The sequence below is a fragment of the Microbacterium sp. NPDC097977 genome, assembly GCF_040302605.1.
In the GTDB taxonomy this organism is placed as follows: Bacteria; Actinomycetota; Actinomycetes; order Actinomycetales; family Microbacteriaceae; genus Microbacterium.
In genome coordinates this window covers 10,796-28,061 of record NZ_JBEOUR010000023.1, presented here as the reverse complement: position 1 = coordinate 28,061, position 17,266 = coordinate 10,796, and the positions used below count along the sequence as shown (strand labels likewise).

9 protein-coding genes and 1 tRNA gene are annotated in these 17,266 nt (G+C 64.7%); 4 read left to right on the top strand and 6 right to left on the bottom strand.

What is annotated here, in order from left to right:
• Window positions 1–11: 11 nt before the first annotated feature.
• On the top strand, window positions 12–2,486 hold the full coding sequence (locus tag ABTZ43_RS07540; protein ID WP_350538372.1) for a helicase C-terminal domain-containing protein: 2,475 nt from the start codon (window positions 12–14) through the stop codon (window positions 2,484–2,486).
• Between the two features lie 7 nt (window positions 2,487–2,493).
• Here ABTZ43_RS07540 and ABTZ43_RS07535 read toward each other — a convergent pair whose 3' ends face one another.
• Both ABTZ43_RS07535 and ABTZ43_RS07530 read right to left on the bottom strand, forming a co-directional pair.
• Window positions 2,494–4,962 carry a S8 family peptidase gene (locus tag ABTZ43_RS07535; protein WP_350538371.1) on the bottom strand — a complete coding sequence of 823 codons (2,469 nt, stop codon included), beginning with the start codon at window positions 4,960–4,962 and terminating at the stop codon, window positions 2,494–2,496.
• Window positions 4,963–4,966: 4 nt separating this feature from the next.
• Window positions 4,967–6,145, bottom strand: a complete 1,179-nt coding sequence (locus tag ABTZ43_RS07530; RefSeq protein ID WP_350538370.1) for an AAA family ATPase — start codon at window positions 6,143–6,145, stop codon at window positions 4,967–4,969.
• A gap of 544 nt (window positions 6,146–6,689) precedes the next feature.
• Between ABTZ43_RS07530 and ABTZ43_RS07525 the strand changes: the two genes are divergently transcribed.
• On the top strand, window positions 6,690–7,292 hold the full coding sequence (locus ABTZ43_RS07525; protein ID WP_350538369.1) for a helix-turn-helix domain-containing protein: 603 nt from the start codon (window positions 6,690–6,692) through the stop codon (window positions 7,290–7,292).
• A gap of 4 nt (window positions 7,293–7,296) precedes the next feature.
• Window positions 7,297–7,857 (top strand): integrase core domain-containing protein, encoded by a 561-nt coding sequence (locus ABTZ43_RS07520; protein ID WP_350538368.1) that lies wholly within the window; start codon window positions 7,297–7,299, stop codon window positions 7,855–7,857.
• A 50-nt stretch (window positions 7,858–7,907) separates the two neighbouring features.
• Here ABTZ43_RS07520 and ABTZ43_RS07515 read toward each other — a convergent pair.
• Both ABTZ43_RS07515 and ABTZ43_RS07510 read right to left on the bottom strand, forming a co-directional pair.
• Window positions 7,908–7,992: transfer RNA gene (locus tag ABTZ43_RS07515), tRNA-Tyr, on the bottom strand.
• Between the two features lie 86 nt (window positions 7,993–8,078).
• Window positions 8,079–9,008, bottom strand: a complete 930-nt coding sequence (locus ABTZ43_RS07510; protein WP_350538367.1) for a PfkB family carbohydrate kinase — start codon at window positions 9,006–9,008, stop codon at window positions 8,079–8,081.
• 86 nt (window positions 9,009–9,094) lie between these two features.
• Between ABTZ43_RS07510 and ABTZ43_RS07505 the strand changes: the two genes are divergently transcribed.
• On the top strand, window positions 9,095–9,697 hold the full coding sequence (locus tag ABTZ43_RS07505; RefSeq protein ID WP_350538366.1) for a hypothetical protein: 603 nt from the start codon (window positions 9,095–9,097) through the stop codon (window positions 9,695–9,697).
• A gap of 84 nt (window positions 9,698–9,781) precedes the next feature.
• Here ABTZ43_RS07505 and rpoC read toward each other — a convergent pair whose 3' ends face one another.
• Together rpoC and rpoB are read right to left on the bottom strand one after the other, a co-directional pair.
• Window positions 9,782–13,657 (bottom strand): DNA-directed RNA polymerase subunit beta', encoded by a 3,876-nt coding sequence (gene rpoC, locus ABTZ43_RS07500; protein WP_056412380.1) that lies wholly within the window; start codon window positions 13,655–13,657, stop codon window positions 9,782–9,784.
• Window positions 13,658–13,742: 85 nt separating this feature from the next.
• The gene (rpoB, locus tag ABTZ43_RS07495; RefSeq protein ID WP_056412383.1) at window positions 13,743–17,246 is read right to left on the bottom strand and encodes a DNA-directed RNA polymerase subunit beta; all 3,504 of its coding nucleotides are present in this window, start codon (window positions 17,244–17,246) and stop codon (window positions 13,743–13,745) included.
• Window positions 17,247–17,266 lie beyond the last annotated feature (20 nt).

The following is a 17,266-nucleotide window of genomic DNA, read 5'->3' as shown; positions in this document are numbered from 1 at the left end:
GGGAAGCGGTTGTGGACTACGACGCACTAATGCGTGAGGCCGAAGCAGGCAAGGAAACCGAGCCCCGGGAGCTCTACGAGCAACTGCCATCGAAGGTCCCAGGGTACGGATACCTTCGCGATGTTCAAGCGCAGGTGCTCACCGCGTGGGACAAGCAGCGGGGCAACCGAGACATCGTCCTCAAGGTGAACACCGGGGGCGGTAAGACCATCGACGGGCTCGTTATCTTGCAGAGCTACCTGAACGACGGTGTTGCCCCTGCTCTTTACGTGGCTCCCGACAAGTACCTCGCCTCCCAGGTGATTGCTGAGGCCGCCAACCTCGGAATCGCGGTAACCGCCGACCCGGAATCGAGCGAGTATCGCGCCGGGGAGGCCATCGCCGTAGTGAACGCAGCGAAGCTCTTCAACGGCCACTCGATCTTCTCGGAATCGCGGGATCCGGGACACCGTGTCCCCATCGGCGTAGTCGTCATCGATGACGCGCACGCCGCTCTGGCGACCGTCCGATCCCAGTTCTCCGTCACCATCGCACGAACGAATGCGACCTATTCGACGCTGCTGGCACTCTTCGAGGCAGATCTTGACGCCCAATCGGCGGACATCTTGCTGGACATCAAAGATGATCGGGGCAGCGCATTCGCCCGCGTCCCCTTCTGGGCTGTCCGCAACCGGCTGTCCGACTTGCGCGCAGCACTGCGTGCATACGCACCGGACAACCCGACGGACTTCTCCTACGACGCGATCCGCGACGTTCTGGCGCTGTGTCGCGTGGTGTTTACCCGGTCAGGAGTCACGATCACCCCACCCTGTCCGCCTGTACGGCGTGTGGTGAGCTTCGCCGAAGCGAAACACCGGGTCTTCCTCACCGCCACCCTCGCCGACGACAGCGTACTCGTATCAGAGTTCGGGGCGGATGCCACTCTGGTGAACTCTCCAATTCACCCTATTTCCGCCGGGGACATCGGCGAGCGAATGATCCTCGCCCCGCAGGAGATCAACGATTCAATCAGCGCTCAAAGCATCCGCGACGCGGTCGTAGATCTGTCGCGCACGCACAACACGCTCGTGATCGTACCCAGCAACAAGGCGATGGCCGCATGGCCGGACAGTGCTCACAAGCTCACTGCATCGGACCTTGGAGCTTTCATCCCCAAGATGCGCAAATCCCAGGTCGGGTTGGTAGTTGTCGCCAACAAGTACGACGGGATCGACCTCCCCCAGGACGCATGCCGTGTCCTAGTTCTCGACGGACTCCCTCAGGCTTTCAGCGGGGATGAACGCCTGAACGCGTTGATGAGCACCTCAATTGCGTCCATCGATGACCGACAGGTTCAGCGCCTTGAGCAGGGCATGGGCCGCGGCGTGCGAAGCAACGAGGATCATTGCGTGGTCTTCTTGCTCGGGCGGCGTCTCGCCCGGTTGACGATTGATCCCCAGACGGTCTCGCGTTTCAGCCCGGCAACTCGAGCGCAGTTGGCAGCATCCCGTCAGGTCGCGAAACGTCTCGACGACACCCCGCTGGAAAAGATCCTCGCAACCGCCAACGACGCTCTCACTCGGGAGCCAGGCTGGGTCCGGTTCGCAAAATCCGCTCTACGCAAGCTCACCCCGGAACCCGCCCGAGTGGACGCGGCCACAGTCGCTGAACGGGAAGCCTTCGATACGGCCACCCACGGAGACCTCGCTGCCGCGTGCGCGATCCTGTGCGAGGCGGCCACCTCCGCAACCGACGAACGCCGCGCGGGCGCCCTCCTGGAGCAAGCAGCGGCATACGTCGACCACATTGACCCAACCCGCGCCCAACAACTTCTTGCCGAGGCCCGTAAGAAAAACTTCTACGTCCTCAAGCCCATGGCAGGCATCACGTACACGCCTCTCTCGTACGCCGGCGCGCAGGCGAACACGATTGCGAGTCGCTTGACCGCGAAATACGGCACACCGGCAACCATGCGAGTCGGCGTGGAGAGCATCCTTGACTCACTCACGTTCGACCCGGATGCGACCGAGGAGTTCGAAGAAGCTGTGTTCGAACTCGGCAAGTTCCTCGGGTTCAATTCGCAGCGCCCAGAGCGGGAACTCGGCGCCGGTCCGGACAACCTATGGATGCTCGACACCGGGATGTTCTGGGTGATCGAAGACAAGAGCGGCGCGACCAGCGAGTTCATCGCGAAACGCGACGCTGGCCAGCTCGCCCAGTCAAAGCTCTGGTTCGATAAGCATTACTCCCCCACGGATGTCGCGACACCCGTGATGGTCCACCACTCGCGCAAGCTCTATAAAGACGCCACGGCGCCGACCGGCATGCGCATCGTCGACGGGCAGGTGCTCGGCCAGCTCATTCACGACGTGCGCGCCTTCAGCGAGGGTCTCGCCGCGACCGGGTGGCATGATGCGAAAGAAATCGACCGCCTGCTCGAGGGACACAACCTCCGCCCAGCCCACTTGGATGCACGACTCAAGCGCACAACCGGGGGAACCGCCTAGCGGCCCGTTATGCCGTCGCGCGGGCGCGGATACTCGTGCGCAGGTCGCCAGTCTGGACGTTCGCCGCGTTGAGGTTCTGACGCATCTGCGTGAAGACTGGCGCCTGACCTGTGGGATCCGCGATGGTGAGCACCGCCGCGTAAGGAATCCCCTCCGAAGGCAGGTTCTCGTCCGCGCGTTCGAGATAATCCACCTGGAAACGCCAGTCAGCGGACGGCCCGCTTCCGGTCATCTTCGCTGTCTCGAACGATTTCACGAGCTGCCATTTCATGGACTCCGCGAGAAGGTCGCGTTCGGTCTTCTGGACTTTGTCCGGCTTTGGCAGAGCGTTCACGCGCTTGAGGCGGGTGCCGAACTTGCCGTTAGTCCCCCGCTGCTTCAGGTGCGCATCGATGTTCGCCCGCACCCGCTCGTCCCCGTGTTGATATGCGATGGGTGGGCGCGCCACCAGCGTCACGCGCGCATGTCCACGGCACTTGCCCTCGTCGACGAGCGCGTCCGGCCAACGGAACTCGAACCAGTTGTCTTCCTTCGGTCGAATGACACTGCTCACGACCAGGGTGATCTCGGAGTCATCGCGCTGAAGCATACGCTCCGCAGTGACCGGCATTCCGAAGCCGATGAGGTTCTGGGCCGCTGGCCGAAGCGTCGTGTGCGAGTACAGGGTTGGCGTGTTCGCGAAATGGACCATCAATGCCAGCAACACTTCCCGGCTAACGTTCCCATCGATGAGTGCTTCCAGGTCGGCGAGACGGCGGGCGACGAGCGGCGCGGCGTAACTGGTGCCAGCCCCTGTCACCATCATCCCGTCGCCGTTGACGGACAGGATCCCCTGGTGTCCGTCGGCGAGCGGTGTGCCTGATCCTCCGATGTGAGCGAAGTCTGGCTTTGTTGCCCCGCGCAGACCGGGACCGCGACGGCTGTAACGAGCGAGGGCGAGCGGAACTTGCCCGGCCATCTTTGGTGGGTTCACGGCGCTGACCGAGACGTTCCGCAGGCTCTCCCCGGGCTCTGCGAGGAAGCCGACGGTGTCAGCGGTGAGAGCGGCCAGCGTCGTCTCCGGTGTCGTGTGCCATTCAGGTCGCGTGTCCCCTGGGCCAAGGTTTCCCGCAGAGATCACAAAGATGACATCATGCTTGACGGCGATCTCGTCCAACCGCTCCGCCGTCCACCCGTATGTCTGAGACGTGCGGGGCGCGAGGACGTTGATACTCAGGTTGAACACCCGCACGCCGTGTTCGCGGCGATACTCTTCGACAGCGTGTTCGATCTCGTCGAAGAACTCCGTGAACCCGCCGGGATAGTACCCGCTGAACGCTTGTCCTGTGCCGCCTGGGTCGGCGGGGAGGACGTCGATGTCGTAGATGACGCAGCCGTGACGCTGCTCGCCAGGAAAGGCAGGGTTCATCCGCTTCTCCGCGATGAGAAGACCGGAGATGAAGGTCCCGTGATCTGTGTCCCGGTCATCGCCTTTCAGCTGCCCCCAACGCGCGCCCACCCAGTCGTTCAGGTGCGGGCCTACGCCTCCATCGATCACACCAACTTTCGCCTGCGGCTCCTCCTCTCCAAGTTCGAAGAAGTGGCCCGGCGCACGTTCATTGAGCATCGCGCTTGACCCGCGTTCGGCGGACACGATGGGAGGTAGCGCGATGGACCGCACGAGAGGGTTTGTGCCCAGCTCTCGAAGAATTGCTTCATGGGTCTCGGGCACGGAGAGCCGTGTGGGTGCGCGAAGTTCGAGCGCAGTCTGACCGGATGCGACGTTCAACGCGAGCATGCCCCCCAGCCGACGATCCCGGGTAAGGGATTGCACGACCAGGCCGTCACGGTGAACGGCGGCTTCCAACGCACTGAAGGCTTCACTCGCACCGGCGACCACACTTGGAATGTCGTCGGCCGACGCGACAGGGAAGCAGGTGACAATGTACCCGCTTCCCACACCCGCTCTTTGCAACCAGGAGACGGCTTCCACCGCACTGAACTCTCGACGGTCCGCTTCCGTCCAGAGCGAGACGGACGCGATGGCAGATACTTCGCACCGGTTTCGGGTCGGGGCGGACGTCGATTTTCCGGTCTCGATGTCCGTCTTTTTCGCGACATCTGTCTCGGCAGCTTCCATTGCCGCGATCACCTTGTCCAGCGCTGCGGGAGTGACAGCGAAGATCGGTTCCCCGATCCCCTCTGTTCCCACCTGTGGAGTCCACCGCTCTCGGAATAGCTTGGTCTGCGGGCGATGAGTCTTGGCGATGGCGTCCCGACTCATGGTGACTCGCACATGCCCGAACCCGTTGAACTCCGACTGGGCGAGAGATTCCCGGATAGCTGCCGTAGCGGCGGTCAAGGCGTCCCGGTGTGCGGCAAAGCCCTTGTTGTCACCCGCGAAGAAGTCTGTGCCGTTGTCTCCCGGGCGTCCGCGCTTGCGGTCACCGCGGAGCTGATCGTTGTTGAGTACGAGCTGTACGGGTGCGTTGGGCATGCGTCTACTCCTCCGTCACGCGACGCTGAACGGTCTTGGTGCTGATATCAAACAGGTAGGCGAGATCGGCATGGCTGAACCCTGCAGCATGCAAAGGCTTCAATTGTCGCGATGGCTCAAGTCGGAGGATGCTGAGGACGTCTTCTCCGATATGGACAGAGGTGGAATCGGCAACCTGAGCGATGGTGGCGGCCGGCGGGACAGCAGCAGCGTCAACGAATAGGCGGCGCTTCCGGTACTTCGTTGCCAGGGTTCGCAGCTCCGCGCCGGACAGGCCATCGGCAACCCAGGCCAGCAGAAGCGCTTCGGCACGAGCGTTGTCCTCGCCGGCGTCCAGCGACCGAAGCGCTATCTGCACGCGCTGCGCGAAGGCGGGCTTGGGCACCGCGAGTTGCACTTCGAAGCGGCGCCAGATCGCTGGGTCGAGGAGCGCCTCATGGTTGGTAAGCGCAACGGTGACACCGCGCCCGACGCGTACGTCCAAGTTCTGCAGGAGAGCGTTCACGACCCGTTTGATCTCTCCCACTTCGTTGGGGTCGTCTCGGACCTTGGCTATAGCGTCGAACTCGTCGAGGACGAGGACACAGTCGTAGCGGTTCGCAAATGCGAAAAGGGCACCGAGGTTGCGTGCGGTAGTGCCGAGGAAGGAGCTGATGAGGCCGTCCAGGCGTGCGAGGACAACGGGGCGTCCAAGCTGCTGGGCAAGCCACAAAGCCAGGGTGGTTTTCCCCGTTCCGGGTGCCCCATACACGAGCAGGGACGGAGACGGCGACAACCCCGCCTCCCGAATGCGGTCCGCGTTCATCCACTCCATGAGGAGCGCATCGATGTTGTCCTGTACGGGCGCAGGGAACAGCGGGAGTGTGGTGACGACATCATCGGGCATGATGATGGTCGCCAACGGCGCAGACGAGTCCTTATCAACGGGAACAGCGGTCTGTGGGTGCAGTTGCTCCAGCCCAGCTATGTGCGTGGGGGCCTGGCCGCTCCGAGTGAGCCGGCTGGGGGCAAGCTCCGTACTGCGGGTGCGCCTATTCAGAAGCTTCGACAGCGCCGCAGCCTGCGTGCTGTCGCCGTCGGCGACGAGCGCATCAACAAGACGTTGAACTTGGTGGTTGAGGCGCTCGGAGTCGTTTCCCAGTGCGACGCGAACGAGGGATGTAACAATCGGGAAGTGCTCCATGGTGGACAGTCTACGGGCACTCACGGACATTTCCAGCACCCAACTGGACAGAAAACCTGTTGTTTCGGACTGTGGGCAGTCTTGCGTTCGCAGAAACTGTCGGTTCAGTCGCTGGGACTGAGAGCGGCACATATAGAACACGAAGGTTGCGCACCCAGTAAGACCATGACAAGGAAACCCCGCGACTGCGCAGCACGACCTCGCCGAGGCCGCACTGACCGGGTGGCTTCCCGCCACCCTCGCCGGCCTGCCACTCACCGAACCGAGCATAATCAGCCGGGTGGACATGGTCTTCGACCACTACGAAGACCGAGGAGAAGGTGCGCGACGTCAGCCACCGGTCAAAGAGAAAAGTCCCCACGATTGGGGAGCGTTTCTCTTTGGCCTGGGAGTTCCCTGAACTGATGTCTCAAGTTCTACGAACCCTCACGGTAGTGGTGGTGGCGAGTGAGGTGCCTGGTTTCAGGACATCGTGAACGGGTGTCTCGGGATATCGTGAATGGCGGGCCTGGTGGCGCGGGGATGTCTCAGGACATCGTGAACGGTGGCCAAGTACGAGATCCTCATCAAAGCCGTGACCGTGCAACACCTCTCCTACGGTGAAGTCGCCGCCCGTTACGGAGTCTCGAAGACTCTGGTCCACAAGCTCCATCACCGCTGGCTCGTCGAGGGTGACGCCGCGTACGAGCCTCGCTCGCGGCGGCCCCGCTCGTCACCCACTCGAACGCCCGACGGAATCCGCGAACGAGTCCTCGTGTTGCGTGATGAACTCATCGCCCTCGGTGTCGATGCCGGGGCGGACACGATCAGCGAGCACCTGGCCCGTGAACACATCTCCCTGTCCCGGGTAACGATCTGGCTGATCCTGACCGCAGCCGGCAAGGTCACCCGACAACCACAGAAGCGTCCCCGCTTGTCCTGGCGCCGGTTCGCCGCCGACCGCCCCAACGAGCTCTGGCAATCCGATTTCACCCTCGTGTCCCTCACCACCGGCGCGGACGTCGAAGTGATCGGCTGGATCGACGATCACTCCCGTTATATGCTGCATCTCAGCGCCCACCCGCGCGTCACCGGGCGCACCGTCACTGTCGCGTTTACCGCGTCAGCCCACGAGCATGGTTATCCCCGCCGCGACCCTCACCGATAACGGCGTGGTCTACACCACCCGCCTCGCTCGCGGAGGCAGAGAGCGCGGCGACGGAGCCGGCAACGCGTTCGAGACACTCCTCGCCGTTCGGGGCATCACCCAGAAGAACGGCAAACCCTTCAAACCCACCACACGAGGCAGGATCGAACGGTTCTGGCAGACGCTGAAGAACCACCTCCGAGCCCACCCCGCCGCCAGCATCACCGAACTGCAACACACCCTCGACGCGTTCCGCGACTACTACAACACCGCCCGACTCCACCGCGCCCTCGGATGCAAAACCCCCAGGTTCGCCTACGAACTCATCCCGAAAGCCACCCCGACACGACCCGACGACCCGGACATCTGGCGCGTCCGCTACGACACCATCGACAACGACGGCAAAATCACCCTCCGCCACCACGGACGACTCTTCCACATCGGAGTCGGACGAGCCCACACCCGCACCGAGATCATCTGCCTCGTCCACAACGTTGACGCCACGATCATCACCCTCAACACCGGCGAAGTCCTCGCCGAATTCATCCTCGACCCCACAAAGAACTACCAACGAGAAAACGGCTGAACCCCCAAAAGCCGGGGGTTCAGCTGTTCGCGATGTCCGAGAAAATCCTGTGGTGGCGAGTGAGGGATTCGAACCCCCGAATGCTGAGCAGTCTGATTTACAGTCAGATCCCTTTGGCCGCTTGGGTAACTCGCCATTGCACACCCGTCCGACTTGAACAGCCAACCGGGGGCACGATAGATAATCATACCTGCCGGAGGCGGGCGCGAGAAATCGGCCCGTCAGCTGCCGAAGACACCCCTGTCCGCATCGGCCAACGACTCCGGGGTGCGCAGCAGACCGCCCTCCGCTCGGCACGTGGCGGCTGCGACATCCATCGCTCGCACGAGGATCCGCCGCCATCCCTCGGCATCCACGGGGGTGCCGTCCGCGAGGCCCGCAGCCACCGCCGCCAACGTCGCATCGCCCGCTCCGACCGTGTCGACCACTCGGCCGGGCAGCGTGGAGATCGGTGCGGTGACGACCGCGCCGTCCGCCTCAAGGGTCGCGCCGTCGGCCCCCGCGGTCGCGAGGACCGCGCGCACGCCGAGAGCGCGCAGGCGGGCACGCAGCGCGTCGAGATCGCCGTCGTAGAGAAGGGCCGCGTCGTCGGCCCCGACCTTGACGATCGATGCCCCCGCGGCCACGCGCTCGAACCCGCGCACGAACTCCTCACGATCGCTCAGCATCCCCGCTCGCGGGTTGGGGTCGATCGCCAGGCGTGCATCGCCCACGGCGTCGACGAGAGCGTCGACCTCAGCCGGGACGTCGAAGGGGAAGCAGCTGACGGCGACGAGGCCGGCATCCGCGATCGCCTGCACGGCCTCCTCCGAGTAGCGAATGCTGCGCCGCTGCGCCGCCTCGTTGAAGACGTACACGGGTTCGCCGTCCGCACCGCGTTCGACGATCGCCCGGGACGAGCCGTTCGGCGCGGTGCTCGAGATCAGCGTCACGCCGTGGTCGTCGAGGTATTCGCGGATGTGGGCACCCGCCTCGTCATCGCCGACCATGGCGATGAGCGTCGTCGGAACACCGAGGCGACGCAGCCCCACCGCGACGTTCAGCGCAGCACCGCCGACCAGCTCTCGCACGCCGCCGTCGCCACGGATCTCATCGATCAGCGCATCGCCGATCACGACGGCGCCGGATGCTCGGGAGGATTCATCACTCATTCCGCCGAGACTACCGCGCCACGAGCTTCCGTGTCGGCACGGTCCGCCTGCGCCGCGAGGCATCGACCGCGCGCTACGGTGAGCGCATGAACGCGCGACTCGCCGCCGGCGCTGCGGCTCTCCTGCTCACCGCTGTACTGGCCGGCTGCGGTGCGCCCGGCGGCGGGTCCGATTCCGGTGGCGCGAGCGCCTCCCCCGGTACATCCGCGAGCGCAGACCCGGAGGGCACGTCGAGCCCGTCGCCCTCAGCCTCCCCGACACCGACCTCCACTCCGGTCGCCCTTCCCACCGACTGCCGCGCCATCCTCTCTGACGACGTGCTCGCCCAGCTCGACGGCATCCCTCTCAACGACGCGGCCTTCGGCCCCTCGGGCGTCGGAGACGACGGCACCCTCACCTGCATCTGGGGCGACCCCGGCGCCGACACCACCAACCTGGTGACCACCGTGTCAGGCATGAACCGCGGCCCTGCGCTCGACATGCTCAACGCCCTCGTCACGAACGAGGGCTTCAGCTGCTTCACGCCCGACGACGGCACGCGGTGCGAGAAGACCTGGCCGAACGCACAGTATCCGGTCACCGACGGACGCACGCTGTTCTGGCGCGACGACATCCTGATCGACACGCGGTACTCCAACCTCGCGCCGGACGGCTACACCTCGAGCATCATCGCGCACCTCTTCGACTGATCCCGGCCGGGCACGACTGCTCCTGTCCGGACACGAAGAAGGCCCCGGGCGGATCGCCCGGGGCCTTCTCACTCACTCAGTACGTCAGTTGTACGTACCCGGCGTGATGTCATCCGTCGAGAACGCGTCGAAGTCGACGTAACCGAAGTCGCCATCCGCGTACGCGCCGTCGGATGCGAAGATCCGGTTCGGGTAGCGCTCGCTCTTGGCTTCTTCCGTCGCCTCGACCGTGACGTCGCGGTACTTCGAGAGACCGGTTCCGGCGGGGATGAGCTTTCCGATGATGACGTTCTCCTTGAGACCGACCAGCGGGTCGCGCTTGCCCTCCATGGCGGCCTGCGTGAGCACGCGGGTCGTCTCCTGGAAGGAAGCTGCCGACAGCCACGACTCCGTCGCGAGCGACGCCTTCGTGATACCCATCAGCTCCGGACGGCCCGACGCGGGGCGCTTGCCCTCTGCCACGGCCTCGCGGTTGATCGCCTGGTAGCGCTTGAGGTCGACCATCTCACCCGGGAGCAGGGTCGTGTCGGCGTGATCGACGACGGTGACCTTGCGGAGCATCTGACGGACGATGACCTCGATGTGCTTGTCGTGGATCGGCACACCCTGCGAGCGGTAGACGCCCTGGACGCCACCGACGAGGTAACGCTGGACCTCACGGGCGCCCATGACACGCATGACCTCCTTGGGGTCGAGCGTTCCGACGAGCAGCGGCTGACCGACGGTGACGTGCTGGCCGTCTTCGACGAGAAGCGTCGCACGCTTCAGCACCGGGTAGATGACCTCCTCGTCGCCGTTGTCGGGCGTGAGGATGACCTTCTTGGCCTTGTCGGTCTCGTCGATCGTGATGCGGCCATCGGCCTCGGCGATCGGCGATGCGGCCTTCGGGGTGCGCGCCTCGAAGAGCTCCTGCACGCGGGGCAGACCCTGCGTGATGTCGTCTGCCGATGCGGATCCACCGGTGTGGAAGGTACGCATCGTCAGCTGAGTACCGGGCTCACCGATCGACTGGGCCGCGATGATGCCGACGGCCTCTCCGATGTCGACGGTCTTACCCGTCGCCAGCGAACGTCCGTAGCACTGCGCGCAGACACCGACGGCGGAGTCGCAGGTCAGGACCGAGCGCACCTTGATGCTCTCGACGCCCAGGGCGACCAGCTTGTCGATGAGCACGTCGCCCACGTCGTCTCCGGCAGAGGCGAGGATCTCGCCCTTGCTGTCGACCACGTCGGAGGCCAGCGTGCGGGCGAACACCGAGTTCTCGACGTTCGCATCGCGCACCAGCTCGCCCTGCGAGTTCGGAGCGGCGATCGGGAGCTCGAGGCCCTTCGACGTGCCGCAGTCCTCTTCGCGGATGATGACGTCCTGCGAGACATCCACCAGACGACGGGTCAGGTAACCCGAGTCGGCGGTACGCAGAGCGGTGTCGGCCAGACCCTTACGGGTACCGTGCGTCGCGATGAAGTACTCCGCCACCGACAGACCCTCGCGGTACGAGGAGATGATCGGACGCGGGATGATCTCACCCTTGGGGTTGTTCACGAGACCACGCATACCCGCGATGTTGCGGATCTGCAGCCAGTTACCACGAGCACCCGACGACACCATGCGGTTGATGGTGTTGTCCTCGGGGAAGTTCGCCCGCATCGCGGCCTGGACCTCGTCGGTCGCCTCGGTCCAGATCTTGATGAGCTCCTGACGACGCTCGGTGTCGGTCGTGAGGCCCTTCTCGTACTGGGACTGGACCTTCGCGGCCTGCTTCTCGTAGCCCGCGACGATCTCGGCCTTGTTCGGAGGCGTGAGGATGTCGCTGAGGGCGACGGTCACACCCGAGCGCGTGGCCCAGTAGAAACCGGCGTCCTTGATGCGGTCCAGCGACGCAGCGGTCTCGACCTTGGGGTACTCCTCGGCCAGCTTGTTGACGATCTGCGACAGCTTGTTCTTGTCTGCCTGCTCGCGGACGAACGGGTAGCCCTTCGGCAGCGTGTCGTTGAAGATCGCCTGACCCAGCGAGGCGTCGACGAGACCGTGACGCTCGTAGCCCTCGGGGGCTTCGCCCTCGAGGAACGTCAGACCCGGGATGCGGATGCGGACCTTGGCCTGCAGGTCGAGGGTTCCCTCGTCCTTGGCCAGGATCGCCTCGCCCACCGAACCGAATGCACGGCCCTCACCGGCTGCGCCCGCCTTGACCGTGGTCAGGTGGTGCAGACCGATGATCATGTCCTGCGAAGGCAGGGTGACCGGACGTCCGTCGGACGGCTTCAGGATGTTGTTCGACGCGAGCATCAGCACGCGGGCCTCGGCCTGAGCCTCGACCGAGAGCGGCAGGTGGACAGCCATCTGGTCACCGTCGAAGTCGGCGTTGAACGCCGCGCAGACGAGCGGGTGCAGCTGGATGGCCTTGCCCTCGACGAGCTGGGGCTCGAACGCCTGGATGCCGAGACGGTGCAGCGTGGGCGCACGGTTCAGCAGCACGGGACGCTCGCGGATGATCTCCTCGAGCACGTCCCAGACCTCGGGACGGGTGCGCTCGACGGCGCGCTTCGCGGCCTTGATGTTCTGCGAGTGACCGAGGTCGATCAGACGCTTGATGACGAACGGCTTGAAGAGCTCCAGAGCCATCTGCTTGGGCAGACCGCACTGGTGCAGCTTGAGCTGCGGTCCGACGATGATGACCGAACGGCCCGAGTAGTCGACGCGCTTGCCGAGCAGGTTCTGGCGGAAACGACCCTGCTTACCCTTCAGCATGTCGCTGAGGGATTTCAGGGCGCGGTTGCCGGTACCGGTGACGGGGCGACCACGACGACCGTTGTCGAACAGTGCGTCGACGGCCTCCTGCAGCATCCGCTTCTCGTTGTTGACGATGATCTCGGGGGCACCGAGGTCGATCAGGCGACGGAGACGGTTGTTGCGGTTGATCACACGACGGTAGAGGTCGTTGAGGTCGGAGGTCGCGAAGCGGCCACCGTCGAGCTGCACCATCGGGCGCAGCTCCGGCGGGATCACCGGAACGACGTCGAGCACCATGGCGGCCGGGCTCATACCGGTCTCCAGGAACGAGCTGACGACCTTCAGGCGCTTGATCGCGCGGATCTTGCGCTGACCCTTGCCCTCGGAGATCTGCAGACGCAGGTTCTCGGCCTCGGTGACGAGGTCGAACGCCGCGAGGCGGCGCTGGATCGACTCGGCGCCCATGTAGGCCTCGAAGTACTGACCGAAGCGGTCCTGCAGCTCGTGGAAGACGTCGTCCTCGGGACGGAGCGCTCCGACCTCGAGCGTGCGGAAGTCCTCCCACACGCGCTCGAGCTTGGCGATCGCCTCGTCGGCACCCTTGCGGATGAGCGACATCTCCTTCTCGCCGGCGTCCTTGACCTTCTTCTTCGCGTCGGCCTTGGCGCCCTCGGCCTCGAGGGAAGCGAGCTCCTCCTCCAGGCGCGCCAGGCGCTCGGCGATCTTCGCGTCGCGACGGTCTCCGAGCGTCTTCAGCTCGAGACGGATGTTGTTCTCCTGCGTGCCCAGGTCGCGGTGGCGAGCTTCCTCGTCGACCGAGATGACCATGTAGGCGGCGAAGTAGATGACCTTCTCGAGGTCCTTCGGCGCCATGTCGAGCAGGTAGCCGAGACGCGAGGGGACACCCTTGAAGTACCAGATGTGGGTGACGGGAGCGGCGAGCTCGATGTGACCCATGCGCTCACGACGCACCGAGGACTTGGTGACCTCGACGCCGCAGCGCTCGCAGACGATGCCCTTGAAGCGGACACGCTTGTACTTTCCGCAGGCGCACTCCCAGTCGCGGGACGGGCCGAAGATCTGCTCTCCGAAGAGACCGTCCTTCTCCGGCTTCAGGGTGCGGTAGTTGATGGTTTCAGGCTTCTTGACCTCGCCGTAGGACCAGGCGCGGATGTGGTCCGCGGTGGCCAGGCCGATGCGAAGCTCATCGAAAGTGTTTGACTCGAGCACAAATTCTCCTGTGTAGGAATTCTTCTGAAGAAATCGGGGAGGCGGGCCGCCGTCCGAGCGTCACGCCCGGACGGCGACCTGGGCCTTAGATCTCGTCGATCGAGGCGGCCTCGAAGCGGCTGGAGATGTTGATGCCGAGCTCCTCCGCAGCGCGGAAGGCCTCATCATCGGTGTCACGCAGGTTGACGAGCGTGCCGTCGGCCGAGAGTACCTCGACGTTCAGGCAGAGCGACTGCATCTCCTTCATGAGCACCTTGAAGGACTCGGGGATGCCGGGCTCCTGGATGTTCTCGCCCTTGACGATCGCCTCGTACACCTTGACGCGGCCGAGGATGTCGTCGGACTTGATCGTGAGGAGCTCCTGCAGAGCGTAAGCGGCGCCATAGGCCTCGAGGGCCCAGACCTCCATCTCACCGAATCGCTGTCCACCGAACTGCGCCTTACCACCGAGCGGCTGCTGGGTGATCATCGAGTACGGTCCGGTCGAACGCGCGTGGATCTTGTCGTCGACCAGGTGGTGCAGCTTCAGGATGTACATGTAGCCCACCGAGATCGGCGCCGGGAACGGCTCACCGGAGCGGCCGTCGAACATCTGGGCCTTTCCGCTGGAGTCGATCAGACGGATGCCGTCGCGCGTCGGGATGGTCGCGTCGAGAAGACCGGCGATCTCCTCCTCGCTCGCACCGTCGAACACCGGGGTGGCGACCTTGGTGCCGGGGGCTGCCTCGAAGGCATCCTTCGGGAGGCGGGTGGCCCACTCGGGGGTTCCCTCGACCTTCCAGCCCTGCTTGGCGATCCAGCCGAGGTGCGTCTCGAGAACCTGGCCGAAGTTCATTCGACCGGGGATACCGAGCGGGTTCAGCACGATGTCGACCGGGGTTCCGTCCGCGAGGAACGGCATGTCCTCGATCGGGAGGATCTTGGCGATGACACCCTTGTTGCCGTGACGGCCGGCGAGCTTGTCGCCCTCGGTGATCTTGCGCTTCTGGGCGATGTAGACCACGACGCGGCGGTTCACGCCGGAGCCGAGCTCGTCGTCGCCGTCCTCGGCGTTGAACTCCTTGACGGCGATGATCGTGCCCTGCTCACCGTGGGGCACCTTCAGAGAGGTGTCACGGACCTCGCGGCTCTTCTCGTTGAAGATCGCGCGGAGCAGACGCTCTTCCGCCGACAGCTCGGTCTCGCCCTTCGGCGTGACCTTGCCGACGAGGATGTCGCCGGGGCGGACCTCGGCACCGATGCGGATGATGCCGCGCTCGTCGAGGTCCTTCAGCAGCTCGGGGCTGACGTTAGGGAGATCACGGGTGATCTCCTCCTTGCCCAGCTTCGTGTCGCGGGCGTCGACCTCGTACTCCTCGATGTGGATCGAGGAGAGGGTGTCGTCCTTCACCAGGTCCTGGCTGAGGATGATCGCGTCCTCGAAGTTGTAGCCCTCCCACGTCATGAACGCGACGAGGAGGTTCTTCCCGAGTGCCAGCTCGCCGTTCTCGGTGGCGGGACCATCGGCGATGACCTCTCCGACCTCGACGCGGTCGCCCTCGTTGACGACGACCTTCTGGTTGTACGACGTGCCCTGGTTGGAGCGGTCGAACTTGCGCAGGTGGTAGTCCTGCGTGCCGCCCTCGTCGAGCATGACGGTGACGCGGTCCGCGGAGACCTCGGAGACGACACCCGGCTTCTCGGCGGTGAGCACGTCACCGGCGTCGATGGCGGTGTAGCCCTCCATACCGGTTCCGACGAGCGGCGAGTCGCTGCGCAGCAGCGGCACGGCCTGACGCTGCATGTTGGCACCCATGAGGGCGCGCTGCGCGTCGTCGTGCTCGAGGAAGGGCACGAGCGAGGTCGCGACCGACACCATCTGGCGCGGCGAGACATCGATGTAGCCGATCTCCTCCGGGAGGAACAGGTCGACCTCACCGCTTCCGCCCTTGGGGCGGGCGAGCACGTGGCTCTCGCGGAAGCGGCCGTTCTTGTCGAGCGGGGCGTTGGCCTGCGCGATGTTGAAGTCGACCTCTTCCGAGGCGGTCAGGTAGTCGATGTGCTCGGTGACGACGCCACCCTCGACCTTGCGGTACGGGGTCTCGATGAAACCGAACGAGTTGATGCGCGCGAACGTCGCGAGAGCACCGATCAGACCGATGTTCGGGCCTTCAGGCGTCTCGATGGGGCACATGCGGCCGTAGTGCGACGGGTGGACGTCACGGACCTCGACGCCTGCACGGTCACGGCTCAGACCACCGGGGCCGAGGGCCGAGAGGCGGCGCTTGTTGGTCAGACCCGCGAGCGGGTTGTTCTGATCCATGAACTGCGAGAGCTGCGAGGTTCCGAAGAACTCCTTGATCGCGGCGACGACGGGGCGCACGTTGATCAGGGTCTGCGGCGTGATCGCCTCGATGTCCTGCGTGGTCATGCGCTCGCGGACGACGCGCTCCATGCGGGACAGACCGGTGCGGACCTGGTTCTGGATCAGCTCGCCGACCGCGCGGATGCGACGGTTGCCGAAGTTGTCGATGTCGTCGGTGGCGATCCGGATGTCGGCCTTCTTGCCCGAGCGGATGCCGGGGAAGGTCTCTTCGGTGCCCGCGTGCAGACGCACGAGGTACTTGATCGTCGCGACGATGTCCTCGACGGTCAGCACCGACGAGTTCAGCGGCTGGTCGAGACCGAGCTTGTGGTTGATCTTGTAGCGACCCACCTTCGCCAGGTCGTAGCGCTTCGGGTTGAAGTAGAAGTTGTCGAGGAGCGCACGCGCGGCCTCGGCGGCGACCTGCTCGCCCGGACGCAGCTTGCGGTAGATGTCGCGGAGCGCATCTTCCTTCGTGACGATGGTGTCCTTCGCGAGCGTCTCCTCGATCGAGGTGTAGCCGGCGAACTCCGTGAGGATCTCCTCGCTGGTCATGCCCAGCGCCTTGAGGAACACGGTGACGGACTGCTTGCGCTTGCGGTCGACGCGCACGCCGACCTGGTCGCGCTTGTCGATCTCGAACTCGAGCCATGCACCACGGCTCGGGATCACGCGCGCCGAGACGATGTCCTTGTCGGACGTCTTGTCGGGGGTCTTGTCGAAGTAGACACCGGGCGAGCGCACGAGCTGCGACACGACGACGCGCTCGGACCCGTTGATGATGAACGTGCCCTTGTCGGTCTGGAGCGGGAAGTCGCCCATGAAGACCGTCTGGGTCTTGATCTCACCGGTGAGGTGGTTCATGAACTCGGCCTCGACGTACAGCGGAGCGGCGTAGGTCTTGCCACGCTCCTTGCACTCCTCGATCGAGTACTTCTCCGGCTCGAGGTAGGGGTTCGTGAACGACAGCTGCATCGTCTCGCCGAGGTCCTCGATCGGGGAGATCTCCTCGAAGATCTCGCCGAGACCGCTGTTCTCGTTGACGTCGGTGCGGCCGGCCTTCTTGGCCTCTGCGACACGAGCCTTCCAGGCGTCGTTGCCGACGAGCCATCCGAAGGATTCGGTCTGCAGAGCGAGAAGGTCAGGGACCGTCAGCGTGTCGGAGATCTTGGCGAACGAAAGACGGGAAGCTCCGCGTCCGTTCTTGGTGGTGGTGGATGTGGATGCGTTGGGAGCAGCAGCCAAGGGAATAACCTCCGTGAGCC